Consider the following 25,959-nt stretch of genomic DNA (forward strand, 5'->3'; position numbering starts at 1 on the left):
ACGGTAGGCCGACCCGACCCCGTCCGCACCAGGTCGGCACGCCGGTTCCGCCCGGGTCGACACATACTTCTAGAGCCGGTCGACGCCGAGCGGCGACGGCAGCCGGACCACCGCCAGGCCGGGCTGGCGCATCCAGCGGGTCAGCGCCGCGCCGAACAGCCCCAGCGAACCGGCCACCAGGAACGGCACCACCGAGTCCGGAGTGGTCACCACCAGCCCGGCGAGCACGATGCCGAGCAGTCCGCCGACCGCCTTGCCGGTGTAGACGATGCCGTAGTTCGGCACCGTGGCGGCGTCACCGAACCAGTCCCGGACCAGGCTGACCAGCAGCGAGTAGCCGGCTCCGGTACCCGCGCCGGCCAGCGCGGCGAATCCCACCACGGCGGCCGGGTGGTTGTCGTTGGCCGCCGCCGCGAGCAGGCCGAACTGGGCGATCCCGCCGACCAGCAGGGAGAGGCCGAGGGTGCCGCGCCGGCCGATCCGGTCGGAGAGCGAACTGGTCACCGCCCGGCCGATCCCGTTCGACGCGGCCAGCGCGCCGATCCCGGCCACCAGGGTCAGCGCCGGCAACCCCTGGGTGTACGCGGCACCGGCCAGGTACGCGATGTCGAACAGCGCCATCGTCGCGGTGAGTACCACCACCACGAACATCAACGGCAGCATGCCGCTGCGCAGTGCCGCGCGGGGCGGGTAGGGCCGGGCGGCGGGACGGTTGTGCGGGATGCTGCGGTTGAGCCGCCGGTCGACCGCCCAGCGCTGCGGGTCGATGTGCGCCGGCCACCAGTTGCGGGGCGGCTTTCGCATCAGCGTCCCGCAGGCGGCCACCACCGCGAAGACGACGACGGCGGTCCCGGTCAGCACGGCCGCCCGGTTGCCGGCGTCCAGGCCGTAGCCGGCGAGGACGACGAACGGGATCGACCCGTAGCCGAACGCGGCGCTGACCACCGCCACCCGACCGGCGATCCGCTCCGGGAACCACTCGGTGACGCAGGCGATGCAGGTCATGTAGACGAGTCCGGCACCGATGCCGCCGAGTACCGAGTAGCCGAGCAGCACGGTACCGAGGTCGGCGCGGTACGCCAGGGTGAGCAGCGCGGCGAGGCAGCAGACCGCCCCGACGAGCATCGGTACGGCCAGCCGCCCGCCCAGCCGCTGGTACCACCACCCGGCCAGGGGTGAGCTGGCCGCCTGGCAGACCACCCAGAGGCCGAGTACGCCGAACGCCTGCCACAGGCTCCAGCCGTTCGCGTCGAGCAGGGTGGGCAGAGCGGCGCCGTAGCCGTACTGGAACAGGCTGATCGCCAGCATCGCGGCCCAGGGCAGCAGCAGCATCCACGCCCGGGACCGGCCCAACAGGGCGCGGTCGGTCTCGCCGACCCGGTAACGGCGGCCGTAGAGGTCGCTGATCTCGCGCACCGCCGTGTCGTTGCTGGAGTCCGTCATCTGGTGCCTCCAACTGGCCACTGTATACTGTATGTTGAGTGCACTATTCTCTACCACCGACGGGCGGCTGTCCAGGTCGATCCCACCGCCGAGCGGATCGGCTGGCCAGGTTCTCCGAGGTCATGACGTCGACGGCGCAGCGAGGAGATGGCCATGAGCGTGCTGGACGAGTGGACCCGACAGACCATCGACGAACTCGGTCCCGACCCGGCGGCGCCGGACCAGCGACTGGTGCGGGACCTCCTCCCGGGACGACGCCCGAGCGGCGCCGGACGATGAGCGCCGTCACCTGGCCCGAGGCCCGGCGGTACGCCCGGGACACCGCCCGACCCCTGGGCCCCGTCCCGAGGCCGCTACCCGAGACCGTCGGCTCCGCCCTGGCGGTGCCGCTGGTCGCGCTGGCTCCACTGCCGGCGTACCACTCCGCCGCGATGGACGGGTACGCGGTGGCGGGACCCGGCCCGTGGCAGCTCACCGGGCGGGTACTGGCCGGAGATCCGGGTACGCCCACACCGCTGACCACTGGGGACGCCGTCGAGATCGGCACCGGTGCCGTGGTGCCGGCCGGGGCCGACGCGGTACTGCCGTACGAGCGGGCCACCCGGACGGGTCGGACGGTGCACGGCGAGATCGAACCCGGCCGGCACGTACGCCGCCGGGGCGAGGACTGTCCGGTCGGCCAGCAGGTGCTGCCGGCCGGTACGGTCGTCAACCCGGTCGTGCTCGGGCTGGCCGCCAGTCTCGGGCACGACACACTGACCGTGCACCGGCGACCCCGGGTCGGCATGGTGGTCACCGGAGCCGAGCTGCGTGCCGCCGGCATCCCGACGGCGGGCCAGGTCCGGGACGCCATCGGGCCGATGCTGCCGGGGCTGGTCCGGGCGGCCGGAGCCGAGCTGGCCTGGTCCAGCCGGATCGCCGACGACGCGTCCGCGCTGGTCGCCGCGTTGCTGCGCTCCGACGCCGACGTGCTGGTGGTCTGCGGAGCCACCTCGGCCGGGGCCGCCGACCACCTGCGCCGGGCCCTGGACACGCTCGCCGCCGAAGTCCCGGTACGCGGCGTCGCCTGCCGCCCGGGGCACCCACAGTTGCTGGCCAGCCTGCCGGACGGCCGGTTCGTGGTCGGGCTGCCCGGCAACCCGTACGCCGCCCTGGTCGCCGCGCTGACCCTGCTGTTCCCGTTGCTCGGCCGGCTGGCCGGGCGTACCGAACCGGCGACCCTGACCGCGACGCTGGCCGGGCCGGTGAACCCGCACGACCGGGACACCCGGCTGGTTCCGGTGGCCCGGGTCGGGTCCGCCGCACTTCCGGTCGGGCACGACCGGCCCGGCTCGCTCTGGGGCGCCGCCGGAGCGGACGCGCTCGCGGTCGTGCCGCCGGGCTGGGCCGGCGCCGAGGTCGAACTGCTGCCGCTGCCCGCCGCCGAGACCGCGCTCCCGCTGCCGGCGACGGTCCCCTGGCGGCCGGGCGTCGCCGCCCCGCCGACCGGACCGGCTCGGCGCTCCGGCGAGATCGCCAGCGTATCGGCACCGTAGTGGTCATCGATCCTTGACGACTCCGACAGAGATCGTTAGCGTCCCGGGAGACAGTGGACATCCCATGTCTGATTCTCCCGAGAGGGGCACATATGTCGGCAAGGACAAACCGCAGGAGCCGGCTCAGCCAACCCGCGATCGCCACCAGTTGCGCCGTACTGGTCGGAACGTGCGCCGTACTGGTGGCCACGGTGACCGGCGCGAGCGCGCCGTCGGTCGCCGCGGACCGAACCCCGGCCGACGAGACCGCCCGCTGTGCGGTCTCCACACCCTTCACGTCCGGCACCGAGGGATACAACGGCTTCCGGATCCCGGCGATCGTGACGGCCCGGTCCGGCGCCCTGCTCGCCTTCGCCGAGGGACGGCTCAGCTCGCTCGGCGACGCCGGCAACATCGACCTCGTGCTGAAGCGGTCGACCGACGGCGGCTGCACCTGGGGACCGCTACAGGTGGTACACGACAGCGGCGCCAACACCGCTGGCAACCCGGCCCCGGTGCTCACCGCGAGCGGACGGGTGGTCCTGCTGACGACGTACAACGGTGGAGAGGCGTCGGAGGCCGAGATCATGCGCGGCGAGGTCCCGGCCGAGCAGAGCCGGCGGGTCTTCGTCCAGTACAGCGACGACGAGGGCGCCCGATGGTCGGCGCCGCGTGAGATCACCGCGCAGACCAAGGCCGGAAACTGGCGCTGGTACGCCACCGGACCGGGCCACGCCATCCGGTTGACCCGTGGACCGCACCGGGACCGGCTGGTCGTCCCCGCCAACCACTCCGTCGCGCCGCCGGCCGGCTCAGCCGACCTCGGCACCGAGGCCAAGTACTACGGCGGACACGCGCTCTACAGCGACGACGGTGGCGAGAACTGGCGGATCGGGTTCGTCGACGACAACGCCGACGGCTATCTCAACGTCAACGAGAGCACCGCCGCCGAACTCCCCGACGGCCGGCTCTATTTCAACACCCGCGAGCACAACGGCAGCGCCCCGGGAAACCGGGCCGACGCCTACAGCCGAGACGGCGGCCAGAGCCTGGAACTGCCGTACCGTCCACAGGCGACCCTGGTCGGACCGGTGGTGCAGGCGAGCGTACTCCAGGTGTCCGGGTCGGACGCGCCGCTGCTGTACTCCGGCCCCGCCGAACCGACCGGCCGGGCCGCGCTGACGCTGCGGCTCAGCACCGACCAGGGCGCCACCTGGCGGCCGGCGCTCGCTCTGTCCGGTCTCCCGGCCGGCTACTCGGACCTGGTCCAACTCGACGCCAGGACCGTCGGCGTGCTCTACGAGACGGGCAACTTCGGCCCGTACGAGACGATCACCTTCCGGCGGATAGCGATCCGCCAGCTCTGATGGCGCGGTACCAGCCCGGGCGCGAACGCCTGGGCTGGCCGCGGTCGGACGAGCCGCGAGGGGCGTTGGCGACACCCGGGCGACCTGCCTCAGCGACGGCGGGGCGGGCCGGCCGGGTCCAGCCAGTCGGCGGCCAGCGTCTCCGCGACCTTCTCGACCAGCTCGGCGGCGCGGTCCAGGCAGGCCGCCGGGTCCGGTTCGAGATCGGTCAGCGGATACCCCGCCTGGATACCCGCCTCCCGGAGTTGGTCCGGGTCGACACTGACCTGACCGGCGACCGCCACCGTCGGTACGCCGGCCCGAACGGCGGCCCTGGCCACCCCGACCGGCGCCTTGCCGCGCAGGCTCTGGGCGTCCAGCGATCCCTCGCCGGTGACCACCAGCTCGGCCCCGACCAGCGCCGCCGGGAAGCCCAGCAGGTCGAGCAGCAGCTCGATGCCGGGCCGGAACCGCGCCCCGAGGAAGCCGAGCGCGGCGAACCCGACCCCGCCGGCCGCACCGGCACCCGGCCAGGCGCTGACCGGCTGCCCCGGGCCAACTCCCACCGAGGCCGCTGCCCCGAGTGGGTTCACGTCCCGTACCGCCGCCTCGGCCAGGTCGGCCCAGCGGGTCAGGCCAGCCTCCAGCAGCAGTACGTCGTCGTCGGTCGCGCCCTTCTGCGGGCCGTACACGGCGGCGGCGCCGGTCGGGCCGAGCAGCGGGTTGTCCACGTCGCCGGCCACCACGAACCGGGTACGCCGGACCGCCGGATGCAGCCCGGTCAGGTCGATCCGGCGCAGGTGGCGCAGCGCCGCACCGCCGGGCGGCAGCTCGTGGTCCCGCTCGTCGAGCAGGCGTACTCCGAGCGCGCCGACCAGCCCCGCCCCGCCGTCGGTACTCGCGCTGCCGCCCAGCCCCAGCACCACCTCCGCGCAGCCGTACTCCAACGCCGCCCGGATCACCTCACCGGCCCCGCGACTGCTGGCCCGCAGCGGCTCGGGTACCCCGGCCGGCAGCCGGCGCAGCCCGCAGGCGTCGGCCAGCTCGACCACCGCCACGCCGTCGGCGTACCCGAAGGCGGTGTTCACCGGGGCGCCGGTCGGGCCGGCGACGGAGACCGGGATCCGGCGGAAGCCGGCCGTGACCGCCGCGTCGAGGGTGCCGTCGCCGCCGTCGGCGACCGGGAAGCCGCGTACCTCGATGTCCGGGGCGGCCCGGCGCAGCCCGGCGGTCAGGTGGTGGACGACCTCGGCGGCGGTCAGCGAGCCCTTGAACTTGTCCGGTGCCAGCAGTACGTGCCCCATCGGCGCGACGGCCCGGCCGGGTCAGCCGGCCGACCGGCCGGAGAGCTGCTCGACCAGTTTGAGCAGGGCGCTGTGGTCGAGGCCGCCGTCGCCCTGCGCCTTGACCGCGGCGATGAGCTGGGCGACCGCCGCACCGAGCGGGATCACCACCCCGGCCTCCCGGGCCGCCGAGGTGACGATGCCCATGTCCTTGTGGTGCAGATCGATCCGGAAGCCGGGCTGGTACTGCCGGGCCAGCATCCCGGCCGCCTTGCGGTCCAGGATCCGGTTGCCGGCCAGGCCGCCGGCCAGCACCTTGACCGCCGCCTCGGTGTCCACCCCGTACGCCTCCAGGAAGACGATCGCCTCGGCGACCAGCTCGATGGTGCCGGCCACGATGAGCTGGTTGGCCGCCTTCACCGTCTGGCCGGCGCCGGCCGGGCCGACGTGCACGACGGTGCCGCCGAGCACCTCCAGGATCGGCAGCGCCGCCGCGAAGTCCTCCGCCGCGCCACCGACCATGATGGAGAGGGTGCCCTCGATCGCGCCCGCCTCGCCGCCGCTGACCGGGGCGTCCAGCACCCGCACCGAGAGGATCCGGGCCGCCTCGGCGACCTGCCGGGAGGTGCCCGGCGAAATGCTGGTCATGTCGACGTAGAGCTGGTCCGGGCGGGCGTTGGCCAGGATGCCCTCGTCGCCGAGCGCGACCGCCTCGACGTCGGCCGAGTCGCGGACCATCGTGATCACCACGTCGACCTGTTGCACCAGTTCGCCGATGCCGGCGGCGACCTTGCCACCGGCCTGCTCCAGGGCGGCGTTGCGGGCCGGGCTGACGTCGTACCCGACGACGTCGTGGCCGGCCTTGATCAGGTTGACGGCCATCGGGCCGCCCATGATGCCGAGGCCGATCATCCCGATGCTGGTCATCTCAGCGATTCCCTTCGTTCGTCCGGTCCGGAGCGCCTTCGTTCGTCCGGTCGGTGCCGCCGCCCCGGCGGTGCCGGGGCAGCCACTCGAGGCTGTCCTCGGTCGGCCCGCCGGCCAGGTATTCCAGGCCGACCCAGCCGCGGTAGCCGGCCTGTTCGAGCTGGTCGAGGTGGCCGTCGAGGTCGATCTCGCCGGTGCCCGGCGCGTTCCGGCCGGGCGCGTCGGCGATCTGCACGTGCCCGATCCGGTCGGCGTGCTCGGCGAGCGCCTTCGGCACGTCGTCGCCGTTGACGGTGAGGTGGTAGATGTCGGCGAGGAAGGCCAGGTTCCGGATGTCGCGTTCGACCAGCAACTGGTCGAGCACCGCGACCACGTCGGCGGCGGTACGCAGCGGATAGGGCTGCGGGCCGCTGACCGCCTCGACGAGTACGGTGCCGCCGAGCCGGGCGACCGCGGAGGCGGCGAAGGCCAGGTTGGCGACCGCGGTCTCCTCCTGGGTGGTCGGATGCACGTCGGCGACCCGGTTGCCGTAGAGGGCGTTGAACGACCGGCAGCCGGTGGCGGCACCGATCATCGCGACCAGCTCCACGTTCTCCCGGAACTCGGCGGACCGGGCCGGCCAGGAGACCACTCCCCGGTCGCCGCCGGGCATGTCCCCGGCGAAGAAGTTCAGCCCCACCAGATGGACGTCGGCGTCGTGGATGGCGGCGAGGAACGCCTCCACCTCGGAGGCCGGGGGCACCGCCTCGGCGAACGGCCACCAGAACTCGACCGCGTCGAATCCGGCCGCCTTCGCCGCCGCCGGCCGCTCCAGCAGCGGCAGCTCGGTGAAGAGGATCGAGCAGTTCACGTCGTAGCGGAGCTGGTGTCCGGGCACGGGCCCTCCCTGGCGGCTCGGCGACACTGCTATTACCTACAGAATTCTGTATGCAGTATGGGACCGAGTCAAGACACACTCCCCCGCCGACCCCGCCCCCGACCCGACACCCGACACCCGACCCCGCCCCCGCCCCCGACCCGACCCGGCTCCGGCTCCGGCTCCGGCTCCGGCTCCGGCTCCGGCTCCGGCTCGCAGTTCACCCGCCCGCCTCACTCACCTGGACGTTAGAGGCGTTAAACGCCGGGCGTAACGCCTCGGATGTCCAGGTGAAGGTCCACGGTCGCGTTGGGACGCGGCGAAGAGGCTGGGGTGGCAGGGGAGCAGCAGCTGCGGTGGTGACAGGTGGGTCGTGGCCCCTGCGCGGGGTGCGCGGGGCCACGACGGGGGAGAAACAGTGGGTGCGGCTAGAGCAGCCGGGCGGCGGCCAGGGCCAGCGGGTCGAGCGCGTCCGGCTCGGCCTCGGCCCGGCGTAGCAGCTCGGCCCGCATCCGGGGATCCCAGAACGCCCGGATGTGCTCGGCGATCGCCGCCGCCGCCTGCTCCGGCGCCTGGTGGTGGAACTGCACGGCGATCTCGTTCACGAGCCTGACCTGCGGGGACAGTCCGGTGTGCGTCGACATGTCAGTCCGCCATCGCCGGCAGCCGGTTCTCCGAGGAGGCGACGTCCGCCGGTGCCGGCGGATTCTTCAGGCCGACCTGCACCGCCGTCACCTTGTATTCCGGGCAGTTGGTCGCCCAGTCGGAGTTCTCCGTGGTGACCACGTTCGCCCCGGTGACCGGGTGGTGGAAGGTCGTGTAGACCACCCCGACCGGCATGCGGTCGGAGAAGACCGCCCGCAGCGAGGTGGCACCGACCCGGCTGGCCAGGGTGACCTCGTCACCGTCGTTGATGCCCCGGACCTCCGCGTCGTGCGGGTGGATTTCGAGTACGTCCTCCGGGTGCCACGCCACGTTCCCGGTCCGCCGGGTCTGCGCCCCCACGTTGTACTGGCTGAGGATCCGCCCGGTGGTCAGGATCAGCGGGAACTTGCGGGTACTCCGCTCCCGGGTAGGTACGAACGGCGTCTGCACGAACCGGCCCTTGCCCCGGACGAAGCCGTCCATGTGCATGATCGGGGTGCCCTCGGGAGCGTTGTCGTTGCAGGGCCACTGCACGCTGCCCAGCTTGTCGAGCTTGTCGAAGGAGACTCCGGCGAAGGTCGGGGTGAGCGCGGCGATCTCGTCCATGATCTGGCTCGGGTGGTCGTACCGCATCGGGTAGCCCATCGCCTGGGCGATCTCGGCGACGATCTCCCACTCGTGCTTGCCGGTCTTCGGCGCCATCACCGGGCGTACCCGGTTGATTCGGCGCTCGGCGTTGGTGAACGTGCCGTCCTTCTCCAGGAAGGAGGTGCCGGGCAGGAAGACGTGCGCGAACTTCGCCGTCTCGTTGAGGAACAGGTCCTGCACCACGACCAGTTCCATCGCCGCCAGCGCGGCGTGCACGTGTTTGGTGTTCGGGTCGGACTGCGCGATGTCCTCGCCCTGTACGAATATCGCCCGGAAGGTGCCCTCGATCGCCGCGTCGAACATGTTCGGGATCCGCAGGCCGGGCTCGGGCAGCAGGGTGCTCCCCCACATGTTCTCGAAGACACCGCGCACCACGTCGTCGGAGACGTGTCGGTAGCCGGGCAACTCGTGCGGGAAGGAGCCCATGTCGCAGGAGCCCTGCACGTTGTTCTGCCCACGCAGCGGGTTGACCCCGACGCCCTCCCGGCCGATGTTGCCGGTCGCCATCGCCAGGTTGGCCATCCCCATCACCATGGTCGAGCCCTGGCTGTGCTCGGTGACGCCGAGGCCGTAGTAGATCGCCCCGTTGCCGCCGGTGGCGAAGAGCCGGGCCGCCGCCCGCAACTCCTCGGCCGGTACGCCGGTGAGTTCCTCGACCGCCTCGGGGCTGTTCTCCGGGCGGGCGATGAACTCGGCCCAGCCGTCGAAGTCCTCGCAGCGCTCGTTGACGAAGGAGCGGTCGACCAGCCCCTCGGTGAGCACCACGTGCGCCATCGCGTTCACCACCGCCACGTTGGTGCCGGGGGCGAGTTGCAGGTGGTGTTCCGCCTCGATGTGCGGTGACCGGACCAGGTCGATCCGGCGCGGGTCGACCACGATCAGCTTGGCGCCTTCGCGCAGCCGGCGCTTCATCCGGGAGGCGAAGACCGGGTGCCCGTCGGTCGGGTTCGCCCCGATCACCATGATCACGTCGGACTGGGCCACCGAGCGGAAGTCCTGGGTACCGGCGGAGGTGCCGAAGGTCTGCTTCAGGCCGTACCCGGTCGGCGAGTGGCAGACCCGGGCACAGGTGTCCACGTTGTTGTTGCCGAACGCGGCCCGGATCATCTTCTGCACCACGTAGACCTCCTCGTTCGTGGTACGCGAGGAGGTGATGCCGCCGATCGCCCCGACCCCGTGCCGGGCCTGGATGTCCTTGAGCCTGCTGGCGGTGTGGGAGATCGCGGTCTCCCAGTCGACCGGGCGCCACTCGTCGGTGATGCTCTCCCGGACCATCGGAGTGAGTACCCGGTCGGGGTGGGTGGCGTAGCCGAACGCGAACCGGCCCTTGACGCAGGAGTGCCCCTCGTTGGCCCCGCCGTCCTTGTAGGGCACCATCCGGACCAGCTCGGCGCCGCGCAGCTCGGCCTTGAACGAGCAGCCGACGCCGCAGTACGCGCAGGTGGTGACCACGCTCCGGGTTGGCATGCCGAGCTGCACCACCGACTTCTCCTGCAACGTCGCCGTGGGACACGCCTGCACGCAGGCGCCGCAGGAGACACACTCGGAACTCATGAAGTCGGTGCCGCCGGCCGACACCTTGGAGCCGAAGCCGCGCCCCTCGATGGTCAGCGCGAACGTCCCCTGCACCTCACCACACGCCCGGACGCAGCGGGAGCAGGCGATGCACTTGGACGCCTCGAAGTCGAAGTACGGGTTGCTGGAGTCGGTCTTCTCGTCGAGGTGGTTGGCGCCGTCGTAGCCGTACCGGACCTGGCGCAGCCCGACTACACCGGACATGTCCTGCAACTCGCAGTCGCCGTTGGCGGAGCAGGTGAGGCAGTCCAGCGGGTGGTCGGAGATGTACAGCTCCATCACGCCCTGGCGCAGCTTCTCCAGTTTCGGCGACTGGGTGGTCACCTTCATGCCCTCGGCGACCGGGGTGGTGCAGGACGCCGGGGTGCCGCGCCGGCCGTCGATCTCGACCAGGCAGAGCCGGCAGGAGCCGAACGCCTCCAGGCTGTCGGTCGCGCAGAGCTTCGGGATGTCGATCCCGCTCAGCGCCGCCGCCCGCATCACCGAGGTGCCCTCGGGGACCGCGACGGGATGTCCGTCGACCTCGACGGTGACGGTCGCCGGTCCGGGCTTGGCCGGCGTACCGAGGTCGGGTTCCTTCAACAGGCTCACGAGTTGGCCTCCTCGTATCGGCCGGTGGACTTCTCACCCCGCGCGGTGAAGTCGTCCGGGAAGTGCAGCAGTGCGCTGCGTACCGGCATCGGTGTCAGGCCGCCCATCGCGCACAGCGACCCCTCGGTCATCAGCTCGCAGAGATCACCCAGCAGGGCCAGGTTTCCGTCCGGGTCCTGGCCGGCGGTGATCTTGTCGATCACCTCGACGCCCCGGACCGCGCCCACCCGGCACGGGGTGCACTTGCCGCAGGACTCCTCGGCGCAGAACTCCATCGCGAATCTCGCCATCGCCGCCATGTCGACGGTGTCGTCGAAGACCACGATGCCACCGTGGCCGAGCATCGCGCCAGCCGAGGCGAAGGCTTCGTACTCCATCGGCAGGTCCAGGCCGTCCGCCGGCAGGTACGCCCCGAGCGGGCCGCCGACCTGCACGGCGCGGACCGGCCGGCCGGTGCGGGTGCCGCCGCCGTAGGTGTGGATCAGCTCGCCCAGCGTCATCCCGAAGGCGGTCTCGAAGATGCCGCCCCGGGCCACGTTGCCGGCCAACTGGAACACCTGGGTGCCCCGGGACCGCTCCACCCCGAGCGCCTGGTACGCCGCCGCGCCGTCGGCGAGGATCGTCGGCACCGAGGCCAGGGTGAGTACGTTGTTCACCACGGTCGGCTTGCCGAACAGGCCGGTGATCGCCGGGATCGGCGGCTTGGCCCGGACCATGCCGCGCTTGCCCTCCAGGCTCTCCAGCATCGCGGTCTCCTCGCCGCAGATGTAGGCGCCCGCGCCGACCCGGACGTGCAGGTCGAAGCGGAGCCCGGAGCCGAGGACGTCGCCGCCCAGCCAGCCCTGCTCCCGGGCCACCGCGATGGCCCGGCGCATCGTCCGCACCGCGTCCGGATATTCGGAGCGGATGTAGAGGTAGCCCTCGGTGGCCCCGACCGCGTACGCGGCGATGGTCATCCCCTCGATCAGGGTGAACGGGTCGCCCTCCATCAGCATCCGGTCGGCGAAGGTGCCGCTGTCGCCCTCGTCGGCGTTGCAGCAGACGAACTTCAACTCGCCGGGAGTCTCCAGCACGGTCTTCCACTTGATCCCGGCCGGGAAACCGGCGCCGCCCCGGCCGCGCAGCCCGGACTCGGTGACCTGGGCGACCACCTCGGCGGGAGTCAGCTCCAGGGCGCGGCGCAGCCCGGTCAGGCCGCCGTGCCCGACGTAGTCCTCCGGGGAGAGCGGGTCGGTGACGCCGACCCGGGCGAAGCAGAGTCGGGTCTGGTCGCGCAGCCAGGGCAGTTCCGCCACGACACCCTGGCACAGTTCGTGGTCGGCGCCGTCGAGCAGCCCGGCGGCGACGAGATCGGCGACCGCCTCGGGCTCGACCGGCCCGTACCCGATCCGGCCGCGCTCGGTGACCACCTCGACCAGCGGTTCCAGCCAGAGCATGCCGTGCGAGCCGTTCCGGACCACCCGAACCGACCGGCCCGCCTCGGCCGCCGCCCGCTCGATCTCGGCGGCGACCAGGTCCGCGCCGACCGAGAGCGCGGCCGAGTCGCGGGGTACGTAGACCGTCACCGGGGTCGTCATGCGTCCACCGCCTTCGTCACCAGGGCGTCCAGTCGGGCGGGGGTGAGCCGCCCGTGCACCCGCTCGTCGATCTGACCGGCCGGGCCGAGCGCGCAGTTGCCCAGGCAGAACACCTGCTCCAGGGTGACCGAACCGTCCGGTGTGGTCTGCCCGACCTTGATGCCCAGGGTCCGCTCCGCGTACGCGACGAGCTGTTCGGCGCCGACCGACTGGCAGGCTTCGGCCCGACAGAGCTTGACCACGGTCCGCCCGGCCGGCTCGGCCCGGAAGTCGGTGTAGAAGGTGACCACGCCGTGCACGTCGGCGCGGGAGATGTTCAGCTCGGTCGCCAGCACCGGCACGACGTCGGAGTCGACGTAACCGAACTCGGCCTGGATCCGGTGCAGGATCGGCAACAGGGCACCACGGTCACCGCGATGCGCCGCGACGAGCGCGCGCACCCGATCCGTCACCGAGGGGTCCGGACTGGCCACGGCGATCCCACCTCCACTCGCGCCGACTGGACCTCCACCATACGTCGCCTTGGATACCGTATGCAATATCGCCAGGAGGCCCCGGCAGGTCACCGGCGAGCCCGCTCCCAGTTGATCAATATCCAGTATCGCCTGCGGAAACTCGTTCCGACAGGGGGCGTGCCACCCGGGACGGCGGTACCCGGCGTACCGGGCCGGGTCGGAGGCGCCACGACAGGGGCGGGCCTGCGGGTTTGCCGGCGCGGCGCCGGGGTAGCCGCCTGTCTGCCAGCACCGTCGCCGGTCGGAAGGGGCGTGCGATGAGCGGTCCGGGGCAAACCGTGGGAAGTCAACCGTGGCTGCATCAGCACGACGGGCGGATCCAGGAGTTCGGCACCGTACGGCAGTTTCCGCTCGGGCTCTCCTCGGACGCCCGGATGTACTCCTGCCAGCGACTCAACCAGGTCCTGGCCGACACCCAGATCCTGCACGCCCTCTACAAGAAGCACCACTGGTTGATGCGCGGGCCCACCTTCTACCAACTCCACCTGCTGCTCGACAAGCACGCCGGCGAGCAACTGGAACTCGTCGACATGATCGCCGAACGGGTGCAGACGCTCGGCGGGGTGGCGGTCGGCGACCCCCGACACGTCGCCGAGATCACCCGGGTTCCCCGCCCGCCGAACGGCGCCGAGCAGGTGCCGGTGATGCTGTCCCGGCTGCTGGAGGCACACGAGATCATCCTGATCGACGTACGCGACGCCGCCCGGCGGGTGGCCGAGCAGGGCGACGACGGCAGCAACGACCTGCTGGTGTCGAACGTGCTCCGGACCGGTGAACTACAGGCGTGGTTCGTCGCCGAACACCTGGTCGAGGTGCCGCTGGCCCGGAGCTGACCCGGGGCGGGGCTAGCTCGGGACGTGTTGCTGGCCCGGAGCCGACCCGGGGCGGGACTAGCTCGGATAGACCTCCAGCTCGGAGAGCTGGCCGGCGGGCCAGCCGGTGTTGCCGGTGAACTCCAGCCGGACATACCTGGTCGGGGCGGCCGGGAAGGTGACGCTGACCGTGTTGCCGCTGGCCGGGTCGAACCGCCGCCCGGCCGACGCCGAGAGGGTGCCGAAGGAGGCGCCGTCGGTGCTGCCGCGTACCGCCAGGATCTGGGTGCGGGCGCCCCAGGCGGGCAACGGGGGCAGCTTCAGCACCACCCGCCCGATCGCCGTAGCGGCGCCGAGGTCGACCTGCACCCACTGCGGGAAGGCGTGGTTGGGACTCTCCCAGTAGCTGCCCTGGTTGCCGTCGACGATGTTGCCCGAGCCGTAGTTCTGGACGTGCCCGCTCTCGCTGGTCGGCCGGCCGGCGGCCAGGTTGCGGCCCGGCTCGGGGCCGGGCCCGCCGGTCACCGGCGGGGTCGGCCGGACCGGGGTCAGCGCGAGCTGGCCCTTGAGCATCCGGCCACCGTCGGCGGTGATCCGCAGGTAGTAGTCGGACGAGCAGAAGGTGCCGTCCTCGTCCAGGGCCCGGATGCCGGCCCCGGCCGGGGTGGTCGCCTGGGTCTCGCTGGTCTTGGCGATCTGGTTGCCCTCGTTGAACTCGTCGAACATCGAGACGTAGAGGCCCTGCGCACCGAGCCGGATCATGTTGTAGAGGTGCCGCCAGTAGAAGTCGCCGTGCCGGCGGTGCCCGGACGAGAGGTCGCCGGGCATCACGCACGGCTGGTAGTCGATCCCCCGGGCATTGCAGTCGGCCCGGTCGGGCTGGTTGACGTTGGTGTAGAACCAGTCCAGCCCGTCCAGGGTGCCGGTGCGGCCGACCATCCACGGCGAGATCATGTTGAACGCGTGGTAGACGTCGAGGAACCCGGGCCGGGAGTCGTTGATCCCCTCCCGCCAGTACGTCGGCACTCCGCCGATCACATAGCAGCCCTGCGCCTTGAACCAGTTGACCACGTCCAGGCAGGGTGCCGGCGGGAACGGGCGCCCCGGGTCGTTGAAGCCGAAGCCCCAGACGCAGACCACCGGCCTGCCGTTCTGCCGGGCGTACGCCGCCGAGGCGGTGTGCGCGGACATCTTCGTCGACCAGTCGGTCTTGATCTCCGTCTGGAAGTTCGTCCAGCTCGTGACGTCGTACATGATGTAGTACTTCCGGCCGAACCGCTCGGCCGCGTCCCGGACCTTGGCCGCCATCGCGTCCCGGGTCGGTCCCTCGTCGCCCATCGGGTTGAAGCGTTGCAGCGCGGCGGTGTCGCAGTTGTGGTCGCGCATCCACCGGAAGTGCGTGTCGACGGTCTGCTGGTCGTAGGAGGAGAAGAGCTCGGCCGGCGCTCCGGTGCCGAGGTTCGGGTATGCCGTGGGATAGCCCCGGCTCAGCTCGCGCATGTCCGGCCAGGAGACGATGGTGGTGTTGCTCGGCGAGGGCGGCTGGAACCGGTCACGGCTCCAGTGCCACCAGCCGCCGATCGGTGCGCCGTCGCCCGGGCAGGCGAACCAGCCCTGGTAGCCGACCGAGATCTTGCCGACCACGTCGCCGGGTGGGCTGGCCGCGCTGGCCGGTCCGGTCAACGCCGCCAGCAGTTCGGTGGTGGAGACGGCGGCCAGGGCTGAGCCGGCCGCTGCGGACATCAGAAGTCGTCGGCGTGCTACCGCCATGGCTGCCGCTCCTCGGGGGGAAGGGATGCGGGTCGATACCTTAGCCTGCCAGTAGCCGACACATTCTCGCAATACTTCGACATCAGCCTGAAAGATTCAGGACACATAGCGGAAAGAAGAGAACTCGCCCCCGCTCAGTCCCGGCCCGACCGGCGGTCCCGGCGCGGCTGCATCCGGGCCCGCGCCCGGGCCACCTGGACCGCCCGGGTCAGGGTCTCGATGTCGTACGCCCCGTAGTGCCGCCGGTCGTTGATGAAGAAGCTCGGGGTACCGGAGACCCCGCTGAGGTCGGCCGAGTCCACGTGCTTGGCGACCCGGGCCGCGTACTCGTTCGTCATCAGATCCGCCTGGAACTGCTCCTGGTCGAGGCCGAGTTGTCCGGCGTACCCGATCAGGTCGTCGGTGCGCAGCCGGTCCTGGTGGTCGAGCAGCAGGTCGTGCATCTCCCAGAACGCGCCCTGGGCAGCCGCCGCCTCCGCCGCCTCGGCCGCGAGCTGTGCCTGCGGGTGTACGTCGGTCAGCGGCAGGTGCCGCCAGACGTAGCGCAGGTCGAGATCGGTGAGCAGCTCGCGTACCGCGGGTTCGGCCTGGCCGCAGTACGGGCACTGGAAGTCGCCGTACTCGACCACCGTGACCGAGGCGTCCGCCGGACCACGGACATGGTCCCGGCGGGGGTCGACCGGCGGCACGAGGTCGACGAGCTGGTCCGCGTCGCCGAGCAGTGCACGGGTCCGCTGCGGCTTCGGCAGCGCGGCGGTAATCCGGAAGACGACCCAGGTGAGCACGGAGGCGACCACCAGGGCGGCGAGTACCCCGATCTTCGCCTCGGCGAGCTGGTCGCCACGGAAGGCCAGCGTGGCGATCAGCAGCGACAGGGTGAAGCCGATGCCGGAGATGGTGCCGCTGCCGAGCACTCCGGCCCAGCCCACCGCCGGCCGGATCCGGCTCCCGGTGACCCGCTCCACCAGCCAGGAGACCCCGGCGACCGCGACCGGCTTGCCGACGACGTAGCCGAGGAAGACGCCGAGGGTCACCGGGGCGGTGACGGCTCGGGCGAGGAACTCGGCGTCGAGCACGATCCCGGCGTTGGCCAGGCCGAACAGCGGGACGATGAGATAGCTCGACCACGGGTGGTACATCCGCTGGAGCCGGTCGTTCGGCGACAGGGTACGGGTCAGGCCGAGCGTGGCACTGCGGGCCAGTTCGGCGGTGGGCTGCTCCCGGAACAGCTTGAACAGGCCACTGGCGTACTCCAGGGCACCCCGGGCCGGCGAGTACGCGGTCGCGGTAAGGCCGATCGCGAGCCCCGCCACCACCGGCTCCACGCCGCTGGCCAGCAGCGCGGCCCAGAGCGCGACACAGAACGGGAGGTAGACCAGACCGCGCCGCACCCCGAGCGCCCGCAGCCCGAGCAGTGCCGCAAAGAGCCCGATCGCCACGCCCAGCGGCACGATGTCGACGTGCTCGGTGTAGACCACCGCGATCACGACCAGCGCCACCAGGTCGTCGACCACGAAGACGGTCAGCAGGAAGATCCGCACCTGGTCGGGTACGCCGCGCCCGAGCAGCGAGATCAGGCCGAGCGCGAGCGCGGTGTCGGTGGACATCGCCACACCCCAGCCGTGCACGCCGGGACCGCCCCGGTTGACCAGCAGGTAGATCCCGACCGGGATCGCCATCCCGAACACGCCGGCCGCGAGCGGGAGCACGAAGCGCCGCCGGTCCCGCAGGTCGCCGAGGTCGAACTCCCGGCGCGCCTCCAGGCCCACCACCAGGAAGAACAGGGTCATCAGGCCGCTGTTCACCCAGGTACGCAGGTCGTACGCGACACCGACGCCGTCGAGCCGGATCGACAGCTCGGTGCCCCACACCGCCTCGTACGACGAGTTGTCGACGTTCGCCCAGACCAACGCCGCGACGATGGCCGCCACCAGCACCCCGGCGCTACCCGACTCGGTACGCGTGAACCGGCGCAACGGTGCGGCGATGTCCTGGGCCCAGGCCGTCCGGCCGGACATCCGGGACGAAGGCGAGTCGGTCACCGGTATCCCCCGTCCGGTCAGCCAGTTCCGGCCCCGGCCGACCACCGCCACCTCGGCGCCGCGCAGCGGCACGTCGTGCCGGCGGAGCAGCTCGACGACCGGGGCACGAACCCGGCAGACGGGCCGCCCGGGCGGAAACCCGACCGCACCGTCGTCCACGCCGCGCCGGGTCTCGACCTCCCGAGATTTACCACGTTCCGCCCGGTCGGCTGGGCCGGTCCGCCGAAACCCGGCGGGGAATCCGCACTCCGTGCCCGGCGTTGTGCTCGGCGGAAACGGCGGAGAAGCCGCCGCTTACGAGGCGGAGGGGAGCAGTCATGAAGGTCCGCAGCTCGCTCCGGGCGTTGAAGCAGAAGCCGGGCTCGGTGGTCGTACGCCGGCGTGGCCGGGTGGTCGTGGTCAACCGCGCCAACCCGCAGTGGAAGAGCCGCCAGGGCTGATCCGTCCCGGGATGGGCGGTGTCGCGCCCCGTGCGGATGGGTAGTCCGTCGGGCCGGCCGACCCGCGACACGCCGCCCAGCCCGGGCGCGGGGCGGTAGCGATGCCGGAGTGAGGAGCGCGGGTGCGGTCCGGCGACCCTGACGAGCAGCGCCCGACGGCGGACCGGCGGCGGCCCGGCCCGTACGCGCTGCGCGAGTACGCGCTGCTCGCCGACGGTCACCGAGGTGCGCTGGTCGACCCGGCCGGGAACGTGAGCTGGCTCTGCGCACCGCACTGGGACAGCCCGGCCGTGTTCAGCAGCCTGCTCGGCGGCGCCGGCCGGTACAGCGTGGTCCCGACCGATCCGCGCTTCGTCTGGGGCGGCTACTACGAGGCCGACTCCCTGATCTGGACCAGCCGCTGGGTGGGCACGGACGGGATCATGGAGTGCCGGGAGGCGCTGGCCTTTCCCAGTACCCCGTCCCGGCTGGTCCTGCTGCGCCGGATCCGGACACTGGACGATCCGGTCGAGTTGTCGGTGTGGCTGGAGCCCCGGGCGGACTTCGGCCGGGAGCCGCTGCGCGACCTGCGTACCGTCGACGGGTCGTGGACGGCCCGGACCGGACCGCTGCACCTGCGGTTCACCGCCGGTGCCCCGCTCCGGCCGGGCGGCGACGGCGCGCTCGACGGCCTGCTGAGCCTGCCGGCCGGTGGCCGCCACGACCTGGTGCTGGAGATCTCCACCGAGCCGCTCGACCGGCCGGTGCCGGACGCGGACGAGGCATGGCAGTCCACCGAGCACGCCTGGCGGTCCACGGCGCTGCCGCTGGACGGCTGCCTGGCCCGCCGGGACGCCCGGTTCGTGCACGCCCTGCTGCGCGGCATGACCCGGCCCGGCGGCGGCCTGGTCGCAGCGGCGACCACGTCACTACCGGAACGGGCCCGGGCCGGCCGCAACTACGACTACCGGTACACCTGGATCCGCGACCAGTGCTACGCCGGCCGGGCCGCCGCAGCCGCCGGTGCCGACGACCTGCTGGACGGCGCGGTCGCCTTCGTCCGGGACCGGCTGCTCGCCGACGGCCCACGGACCACCCCGGCGTACACGGCCGCCGGCGCACCGGTACCGGCCCAGGAGTCGCTGCCCTGGTTGCCCGGCTATCCGGGCGGCACGGTGCACACCGGCAACCTGGTACGCGACCAGTTCCAGCTCGACGTCTTCGGCGAGTGCCTGCTGCTGCTCGCCGGGGCCGGCCGTCGACAGCGGCTCGACCTCGACGGATGGCGGGCCGTCGAGACGGCCGTCGAAGCCGTCGAACTGCGGTGGCGGGAACCGGACTCCGGAATGTGGGAGCTGGAACCGAGGCAGTGGACCCATTCCAAGCTCACCTGCGTCGCCGGGCTGCGCGCGGTGGCCCGACTGGCGCCGACGGCTCAGGCCGGCCGGTGGGCGGGACTCGCCGACGCCGTACTGGCCGACACCGCGCGGCACGGCCTGCACCCGTCCGGCCGCTGGCAGCGCTGCTACGACGACAACCGGGTGGACGCGGCACTGCTGCTGCCGATGATCCGGGGTGCCGTACCGGTCGCCGATCCGCGCAGTGTCGCGACCCGGCGCGCCGTGTTCGAGACCCTCGTCGAGGACACCCACCTCTACCGGTTCCGCCCGGACGAGCGCCCGCTGGGCCACGCGGAGGGGGCGTTCCTGCTCTGCGGGTTCCTCGCCGCCCTCGCCCTGCACCAGGCCGGGGACCCGGTCGGCGCGGCACACTGGTTCGAGCGCAACCGCGCCGGCTGCGGCTCGCCCGGCCTCTACAGCGAGGAGTACGACGTGGCGCAGCGGCTGCTCCGGGGCAACCTGCCGCAGGCGTTCGTACACGCGCTGCTGCTGGAGACGGCGGTGACGCTGAGCGGCCCGACCGGGAAAGTCGACGACTCCTGACCCCGCTGAGCGCCGGACGAGGGCAGTAATTTCACCAATACCCCGGGCCAGGTCGCATCGGTAGGTTCGAATCGCCCCAGGACGTGAGGAGCGGCCGTGACGGTTACTGTGCCCCAGCTCGGCGACCGCGCCGGCCCGGCAGCGGCGACCCCGCGGTACACCATCGACAACCTCGCCCGGCTGGTCGGGATGTCACCGCGCAACATCCGGGCGCACCAGGCCCGCGGCCTGCTCGCACCACCCGCCCGGTACGGCCGGACCGCCTACTACAGCGCCAGCCACGTACGCCGGCTGGAGAGCATCAAGTCGCTGCAACGGCAGGGCTTCAACCTGGTCGCCATCGAGGCGATGCTCGGGGTACGCCACCCGGCGCCCCGGCCCGGCGAACCGCTGACGACCGCGCTGAACCGGCTGGCCACCGAGCACCCCGCCCTGCTGCACAGCCTCGCCCGACACGGCGTGCTGGTACGCGCCGAGGACGGCTCGGTCACCGCGGCCCGCCCCCGGGCCGTGCAACCGGCCATCGACCTGCACCAGGCCGGCGTACCGGTGCTGGTCGCGCTGCGGCTGCTCGGCGAGGTACTGGACCGGCTCCGCCCGGTCACCGACGAACTGGTACCGGCCGCCGGCACCCGGTTGGCCCAGTTGCGCCGGACCGGTGTCCCGGCCAGTTCGGGGCAGCAGCCCGAGCAGGAGGCGGCGGTGCTGACCCAAGGGCTGGCCCGGCTGCTCAGCGAGGCGTTCCGGGTCGTCGCGGAGAACGCCTGCACGGCGTCGGCCAGCGGAATCGGTCCCGACCCCTCGTCGTCAGCGCCGACCCCGTAACCGTCGTCAGCTTCCGCCGTGTGGCCCTCGTCAGCCTCATGTCGCGGGATCGTCGTCAGCTTCCGTCCCCGTGACCCTCGTCAGCTTCCGCCGTGGGATCGTCGTCAGCTTCTGTCGCGGGATCGTCGTCAGCTTCTGTCGCGGGATCGTCGTCAGCTTCGGTCCCGTCGACGTGCGTAGCGGGCCGGGGTGGTGCCGAGGTGCCGGACGAAGTGCCGGTGCAGGTGCGCCTGGTCGTGGAAGCCGACCGCCACGGCGACGCCGGCCGGTCGCTCGCCGGCCAGCAGCAGCCGGCGGGCCCGGTCGACGCGCCGGCCGGTCAGGTAGGCGTGCGGCGGCAGGCCGTAGCGGCGGGTGAAGCACCGGATCAGGTGGCTGGGATGCGCGTCCAGGACCGCCGCCGCCTCCCGCAGGGACATCCCTACCGAGATCCTGGAGTCCAGCAGCTCCCGCAGCCGGCCGGCCAGCCGGTCCGACCGGCCAGCCGACGGTACGGGCGCCAGCGTGTCGAGATGTTCGTGCAGCCGTTCCCGGATCAGGGCCAGCCGGGACTCGGCCTCGAACGCGTCACCGGGATGGCCGAGCGAGGTGTGCAACTGGTGGACCCGGTGCCGCAGCAGTTCGTCGTCCAGGACCGGCCCGTCCACCGCGCTGCCGACCAGATGCTCCGGAAGTACGGTCGTGTCGAGGTAGAGCACCCGCTTGCGGAAGCCGGCCGGGGTGACAGTCCGGCCGTCGTGGGTGACCCCGGGCGGGAGCAGCAGCACCGTGCTTCCAGCGGTCATCCCGTGCCGGTGCCGGTCGAGGGCGAAGTCGACCGATCCCCCGTCGAGGATCATCAGGTCCCAGGTGTCGTGGGTGTGCGCCGGATAGGCGTGCTCGGTGAAGTGCGCGTGAAAGACCTCGGCGATCCCCGGCACGGTCGGCCGCCAGGCGCTGATCGTCGTACCGGGCCGCTCACCTGCCATCTCTGGAACGTACAAGACCGGCGGGAGCGGGGCGCGGCACGCTGGGTGGGGCCGGCGACCAGGACCCCGACCGAACCTCCGGAGGATCTTCGTGGTCGAGATCCGGGAGCAGAATCTTCACGTCACGGATGCTGGTTGTCCGCATGAGTCCTCATTCTGTTTGGATGCGGGGCGGCGGCGCCATCCCGCAATTCGAACGCCTACTTCTGTGTCAGCAGGTCACTTCTTCTTGTTCCAGTTGTCCGCTGGTGGGCGAGGCCCACCCGGATGGCCGCACATCACTGACGCTCGCCGTAGTCGAGTCGACGCGGTCGTCACGGGAGCCGTTGCGGCGCCGAGGGTCGAGGGATCAGCTCGCACCGCGCCGCGCGGCGGCGGGGAGGACTCCCAAGGCACGTTGCCGTCCTGCAACGAGACCATTTCCAACCGTTGACAACAGGAAGCTCGTCGCCGCAAGATACCCTTGCATGTTTATTTGTGATTGAATAGATATTCAGGGAGTTGACGCCACATGACCACGTTTAGCAGTCGAAGAAGGCTGCACCAGCGCCTTGTCGGACTCGCGCTCGTCAGCGGGCTCCTCGTCGGCGCGAACGGAGCTGCGGCGTTCGCCGCAGCCGGCGCGGGTCCGAGCAAGTCGGGCCTGAGTGAGTCGGACCGGCGAACCATTGAAGGGCAGTCGCAAAAGAAGAAGATCAACACGATCCTCACGACTGACGGTGAGCACGACGACATGGCCTCGATGGTCCGCTATCTCGCCATGGCCGATGAGTTCAACACCAAAGGAATAATCCTGGGATCCTCTGCGGCGGGACACCACTCCGGTGGAACCATCTATTACCCGCACGGCGCAGAGATCATGACGCCTCAGCAACAAGGTCCAAACCCGAGCAAATGGACCAAGAATTTTCAGATCGATGAGACGCACTACGACGACGGCACGGTAAAATCGAGAACCTACAGCCAAAACAGGTGGACTGGATCTACGTGGATCCCGTACTACATCGATAAGTACGCGGAGGTCTATCCCAACCTGGTCAAGCACGATCCTGGTTACCCGAGACCCGAGTACCTTCGTAGCATCTACAAATACGGCAACATCAAGGTCGTTGGCGAGATGGACGAGGTCACTGAAGGCTCCGAGTGGATTAAGAAGACCATTCTTGAAAACCCGAACGGCCAGCCGCTGTATATTCAGCACTGGGGCGGGACGAATACTACTGCCCGAGCTCTCCGGAGCATCAGGGATGAATACGAGAACACGCCGGAATGGCCGAGGATTCTCAACAAGATCAACAAGGAAGTCACGCTCTACCTGATTTGGGGCGACCAAGCGCCCACGTACGACTACTATATCGCGCCCAATTGGCCGGGCATCCGGACCATCATGAGTCAGGACCTGTTCTTCAGCCTCTACAGGACTTGGACGCAGCCCCAGAGACATGACGCGCAAACACAATCCACGTGGTTCAGTAAGGCGTGGACTGACACGATCACGCAGATCGGAAGCCCGTTGACCAGCGAGTCCAGCATTAGGACTCCGTACTGCTACAACAACGCAAATCTTCAAAACCCCACCCACAAGTTCTACACTCCACCCGTCTACACCCCTCCCTTTACGCCAGCGGACAATTTCCCGTTCGCCACGTGGGGTGACTCGGGAAGTTGCCAAACGGCCACCGATGGGAAGTTCGACGCAGAGGGCGACACTGGGTCGTATCTTTACTTGATCGACAACGGTCTGAGGAGTTATGGCCAACCGTCTTGGGGCAGCTTCGCTGGCAGGTTTGGACTGAGCGACCCGAACAGGCCGAACGAGTACAGGGACGTTAAGGAACGGTCAGGGAGCCCGAACGCAGGCGGTAGCGGCTTTACCCCCGTTGTGGCCGATGTTCCTCCTGCCGGATCGACAGTTCTGCCGAAAAACTGGACGTTCTCTCGATGGGTGCCGGATATCCAGGCCGAATACTCCGTCCATGCACAGTGGTCCGTTGCAGACAAGTATGAGGACGCGAACCACTACCCAAAGTCGGGTGTAACGAGCGGGCTTGATGTTCCGGTCGTGCCCGGCCGGACAGTCAACCTGAACGGCGTCGCTTATGACCCGGACGGAGACAACCTCACTTACAAGTGGTGGCGGTATGCCGATGTGGATACCCTTGCCGGCACCGGGACTATCGACTTGGCTAACACAAGGAACGCCAAATTCACAGTTCCGGCGTACGCCAAAACCGGCGACACCATCCACTTGATCTTCGAAGTTTCGGATTCTCCGAGCAATCCAACGTATACGAGCCTGAAGACCTATAAGCGCGTGGTATTGACGGTCATCTCGTACGCCGAACTGTCCGTCGCCGTTCAGAGGTGGGCGCACGACGGTCAACTGTCGGCGGATCTCGCCGAGAACCAGCTCGCCTTCGTGGACAAGGCGCGCGAGCAGACCGCCGCGGGCAAGGTCCAGCCGGCAGACAGCGCGCTGCGGGCGTTCCTCAACCGAATCGGCAACGCCAACCCCAAGCGCGCCTCGGCCGAGGCGAAGGCCGACCTGGTCGCCCTCGCCACCACGCTGCAAGGCGTGCTGAGAGAAGCCGGAGGAATCCCAGCGGATCGCTGAGCCGGGGCAGCAGGAAGGACCGCGAGGAAGTAGCTCCCCTCGCGGTCCTGGCCTACCTCGGTCGTTGACCGGTCAGAGTGGTACGTCGCGGGGCCCGTGGAGCGCCCGGCCACGGCGCGGGACACGAAAGGCGACGTGCTGGAGTAACGGTCCACCCCGGCCATGGGGAAGCCCGCCAAGAATCCCCGCTGTTGGGGCCGTCGTCGCCCAGCTCAGCGGTGCTATACGGGTCGTTCTGCGCAGCGATGGGTACGGCCTCGTGCACCTCCAGTCGGTAGCGCATCTTACTCACGACCGAGACACTGCGAACCTGCCCTTTCGTCGGATCGGACCGGGCGAAAGGAGAGATTAGTCAGCCTTTTTCGCGGCTTCGCGCTACACGGCAGCTCGGTAGCATCCGGTCGTTGCCCTGGATTTCCGACTCGCCAACAGCAGGGCATGCAGGCAGTGTACGGCGCCTTTTCGCCTATTCGGAAGAAGGAGTGTGCTTAATGGAGTTCGATGAACGGGTCGCTGCGCTCGCCACGAAGGTCCGGAATCAGCGGGACGCGATTCAGACGGAAGAAGCTGCCAAGAATGCTTTCGTCATGCCGTTCATCTCAATGATCCTCGGCTACGACGTCTTTGATCCACTGGAGGTAATACCGGAGTTCAACGCCGACGTTGGGGTCAAGAAAGGCGAAAAGGTCGACTACGCGATCGTACGTGCCGGCGAGGTGCAGATCCTCATCGAATGCAAGCAGCCGCGCGACCCCCTGAAGATTGAACACGCGTCTCAGCTTTATCGATACTTCTCGGTTACGAATGCACGGATCGGCGTCCTCACCAATGGGCAGGTCTACCATTTCTACACCGATCTCGACGCTCCCAACAAGATGGATGCCAAGCCCTTCCTCGTGCTGGACTTGGAAGATATCGACGACGCCCTCTTGCCAGAACTACGTAAGCTCACAAAGGAAGTGTTCGATCTCGAGTCCATCATCAGCGCGGCCGAAGAGCTGAAGTATCTCGGTCAGATCAAGCGTTCGATGGCGACGCAGTTCAAGGAACCCGAGGATGAGTGGGTCAGGTTCTTCGCGACGAGAGTGTACGATGGTTCGCTCACTCAAAAGAGGCGCGAACAGTTCAGGTCGCTCGTTGCCAAGGCTGCCTCACAGTTCGTCAGAGATCAAGTGAACGAACGCCTGAAGGGCGCACTCTACGCAAGCCTTCCAAAGCAGGCTACCGAGGCGCCCTCCGAAGTGCTCGAGAGCGAAGAGGTCGCACTGGGCGATGTCGCCCGTGACACGGAGGTGGAGACCACGCTTGAAGAACTTACCGGCTACCAGATCATCAAGGCGATCGCGTGTAGCGAAGTCAAGCCTCAACGCATTGTTGGCCGTGATGCCAAGTCATACTTCGCGGTCATTCTCGACGACAATAACCGCAAACCCATTGCGCGACTGCATTTCAACGGAAAGGCCAGAAAGTACGTTGGAACCTTCGACGCCGACAAGACGGAGACTCGCCATCTGATCGGCTCTATTGACGATATCTATCTTCACGCCGACGCGATACGGAATGCGGTAAAGGCTTTCATGGGCGAGGGGGGCCGCAAGACCCTTTGAGAAGCTTGCTGGCCATTTGACACCTGATTCAGTCTGCCA

At 70.1% G+C, this 25,959-nt stretch carries 20 protein-coding genes; 9 read left to right on the forward strand and 11 right to left on the reverse strand.

Translation table 11 applies throughout. The annotated features are described in order from the left end of the window. Positions 1-69 precede the first annotated feature (69 nt). A complete protein-coding gene (locus Pma05_RS01530) occupies positions 70-1,443 on the reverse strand; it encodes an OFA family MFS transporter (protein WP_203855402.1) in 1,374 nt (457 codons plus the stop codon). A gap of 153 nt (positions 1,444-1,596) precedes the next feature. On the opposite strand from Pma05_RS01530, the gene Pma05_RS43340 reads away from it, so the two are divergent. From Pma05_RS43340 to Pma05_RS01540, 3 genes are all read left to right on the forward strand, one after another. Continuing rightward, positions 1,597-1,722 (forward strand): hypothetical protein, encoded by a 126-nt coding sequence (locus Pma05_RS43340; RefSeq protein WP_275414626.1) that lies wholly within the window; start codon positions 1,597-1,599, stop codon positions 1,720-1,722. After that, positions 1,719-2,978 carry a molybdopterin molybdotransferase MoeA gene (locus Pma05_RS01535; protein ID WP_203855403.1) on the forward strand — a complete coding sequence of 420 codons (1,260 nt, stop codon included), beginning with the start codon at positions 1,719-1,721 and terminating at the stop codon, positions 2,976-2,978. The genes Pma05_RS43340 and Pma05_RS01535 overlap by 4 nt, the downstream gene beginning before the upstream one ends. A gap of 92 nt (positions 2,979-3,070) precedes the next feature. Next, positions 3,071-4,324: a sialidase family protein gene (locus tag Pma05_RS01540; RefSeq protein WP_203855404.1), complete on the forward strand. Its 1,254-nt coding sequence runs from the start codon at positions 3,071-3,073 to the stop codon at positions 4,322-4,324. Between the two features lie 89 nt (positions 4,325-4,413). Here Pma05_RS01540 and Pma05_RS01545 read toward each other — a convergent pair whose 3' ends face one another. The 7 genes from Pma05_RS01545 to Pma05_RS01575 all read right to left on the reverse strand — a co-directional run bounded on the left by Pma05_RS01545 (position 4,414) and on the right by Pma05_RS01575 (position 12,878). Next, a complete protein-coding gene (locus Pma05_RS01545; protein WP_203855405.1) occupies positions 4,414-5,607 on the reverse strand; it encodes a glycerate kinase in 1,194 nt (397 codons plus the stop codon). Positions 5,608-5,628: 21 nt separating this feature from the next. Beyond that, on the reverse strand, positions 5,629-6,513 hold the full coding sequence (locus Pma05_RS01550; protein ID WP_203855406.1) for a 2-hydroxy-3-oxopropionate reductase: 885 nt from the start codon (positions 6,511-6,513) through the stop codon (positions 5,629-5,631). A 1-nt stretch (position 6,514) separates the two neighbouring features. Then, positions 6,515-7,390 carry a hydroxypyruvate isomerase family protein gene (locus Pma05_RS01555; RefSeq protein WP_203855407.1) on the reverse strand — a complete coding sequence of 292 codons (876 nt, stop codon included), beginning with the start codon at positions 7,388-7,390 and terminating at the stop codon, positions 6,515-6,517. Between the two features lie 407 nt (positions 7,391-7,797). After that, positions 7,798-8,013: a formate dehydrogenase subunit delta gene (locus Pma05_RS01560; protein ID WP_203855408.1), complete on the reverse strand. Its 216-nt coding sequence runs from the start codon at positions 8,011-8,013 to the stop codon at positions 7,798-7,800. A gap of 1 nt (position 8,014) precedes the next feature. Next, positions 8,015-10,828, reverse strand: coding sequence for a formate dehydrogenase subunit alpha (gene fdhF / locus Pma05_RS01565; protein ID WP_203855409.1), 2,814 nt, complete (start codon positions 10,826-10,828; stop codon positions 8,015-8,017). Then, positions 10,825-12,405: a formate dehydrogenase beta subunit gene (locus Pma05_RS01570; protein ID WP_203855410.1), complete on the reverse strand. Its 1,581-nt coding sequence runs from the start codon at positions 12,403-12,405 to the stop codon at positions 10,825-10,827. Before Pma05_RS01570 ends, fdhF begins: the two co-directional genes overlap by 4 nt. Continuing rightward, positions 12,402-12,878, reverse strand: a complete 477-nt coding sequence (locus Pma05_RS01575) for a formate dehydrogenase subunit gamma (RefSeq protein ID WP_203855411.1) — start codon at positions 12,876-12,878, stop codon at positions 12,402-12,404. Before Pma05_RS01575 ends, Pma05_RS01570 begins: the two co-directional genes overlap by 4 nt. A 320-nt stretch (positions 12,879-13,198) precedes the next feature. Here Pma05_RS01575 and Pma05_RS01580 point away from each other — a divergent pair, with 320 nt between their 5' ends. Then, on the forward strand, positions 13,199-13,753 hold the full coding sequence (locus tag Pma05_RS01580) for a Dps family protein (protein WP_203855412.1): 555 nt from the start codon (positions 13,199-13,201) through the stop codon (positions 13,751-13,753). A 57-nt stretch (positions 13,754-13,810) separates the two neighbouring features. Here the strand turns inward: Pma05_RS01580 and Pma05_RS01585 are convergent, their stop codons facing one another. Further along, positions 13,811-15,502, reverse strand: a complete 1,692-nt coding sequence (locus Pma05_RS01585) for a glycoside hydrolase family 99 protein (protein WP_203855413.1) — start codon at positions 15,500-15,502, stop codon at positions 13,811-13,813. A 134-nt stretch (positions 15,503-15,636) separates the two neighbouring features. Further along, positions 15,637-17,520, reverse strand: a complete 1,884-nt coding sequence (nhaA, locus tag Pma05_RS01590; RefSeq protein ID WP_203855537.1) for a Na+/H+ antiporter NhaA — start codon at positions 17,518-17,520, stop codon at positions 15,637-15,639. 341 nt (positions 17,521-17,861) lie between these two features. Here nhaA and Pma05_RS01595 point away from each other — a divergent pair, with 341 nt between their 5' ends. The 3 genes from Pma05_RS01595 to Pma05_RS01605 all read left to right on the forward strand — a co-directional run bounded on the left by Pma05_RS01595 (position 17,862) and on the right by Pma05_RS01605 (position 20,731). Further along, positions 17,862-17,984 carry a 50S ribosomal protein L36 gene (locus Pma05_RS01595; protein ID WP_030490864.1) on the forward strand — a complete coding sequence of 41 codons (123 nt, stop codon included), beginning with the start codon at positions 17,862-17,864 and terminating at the stop codon, positions 17,982-17,984. Between the two features lie 122 nt (positions 17,985-18,106). Next, positions 18,107-19,906 (forward strand): glycoside hydrolase family 15 protein, encoded by a 1,800-nt coding sequence (locus Pma05_RS01600; RefSeq protein WP_239311497.1) that lies wholly within the window; start codon positions 18,107-18,109, stop codon positions 19,904-19,906. A gap of 96 nt (positions 19,907-20,002) precedes the next feature. Next, on the forward strand, positions 20,003-20,731 hold the full coding sequence (locus Pma05_RS01605) for a MerR family transcriptional regulator (protein WP_203855414.1): 729 nt from the start codon (positions 20,003-20,005) through the stop codon (positions 20,729-20,731). Between the two features lie 152 nt (positions 20,732-20,883). Here Pma05_RS01605 and Pma05_RS43345 read toward each other — a convergent pair whose 3' ends face one another. Further along, a complete protein-coding gene (locus Pma05_RS43345) occupies positions 20,884-21,699 on the reverse strand; it encodes an AraC family transcriptional regulator (protein ID WP_203855415.1) in 816 nt (271 codons plus the stop codon). 511 nt (positions 21,700-22,210) lie between these two features. On the opposite strand from Pma05_RS43345, the gene Pma05_RS01615 reads away from it, so the two are divergent. Together Pma05_RS01615 and Pma05_RS01620 are read left to right on the forward strand one after the other, a co-directional pair. Continuing rightward, positions 22,211-24,313, forward strand: coding sequence for a DUF1593 domain-containing protein (locus tag Pma05_RS01615; RefSeq protein ID WP_203855416.1), 2,103 nt, complete (start codon positions 22,211-22,213; stop codon positions 24,311-24,313). 491 nt (positions 24,314-24,804) lie between these two features. Continuing rightward, a complete protein-coding gene (locus tag Pma05_RS01620; RefSeq protein WP_203855417.1) occupies positions 24,805-25,920 on the forward strand; it encodes a type I restriction endonuclease in 1,116 nt (371 codons plus the stop codon). Positions 25,921-25,959: the final 39 nt, after the last annotated feature.

The sequence above is a fragment of the Plantactinospora mayteni genome, assembly GCF_016862935.1.
Lineage (GTDB): Bacteria > Actinomycetota > Actinomycetes > Mycobacteriales > Micromonosporaceae > Plantactinospora > Plantactinospora mayteni.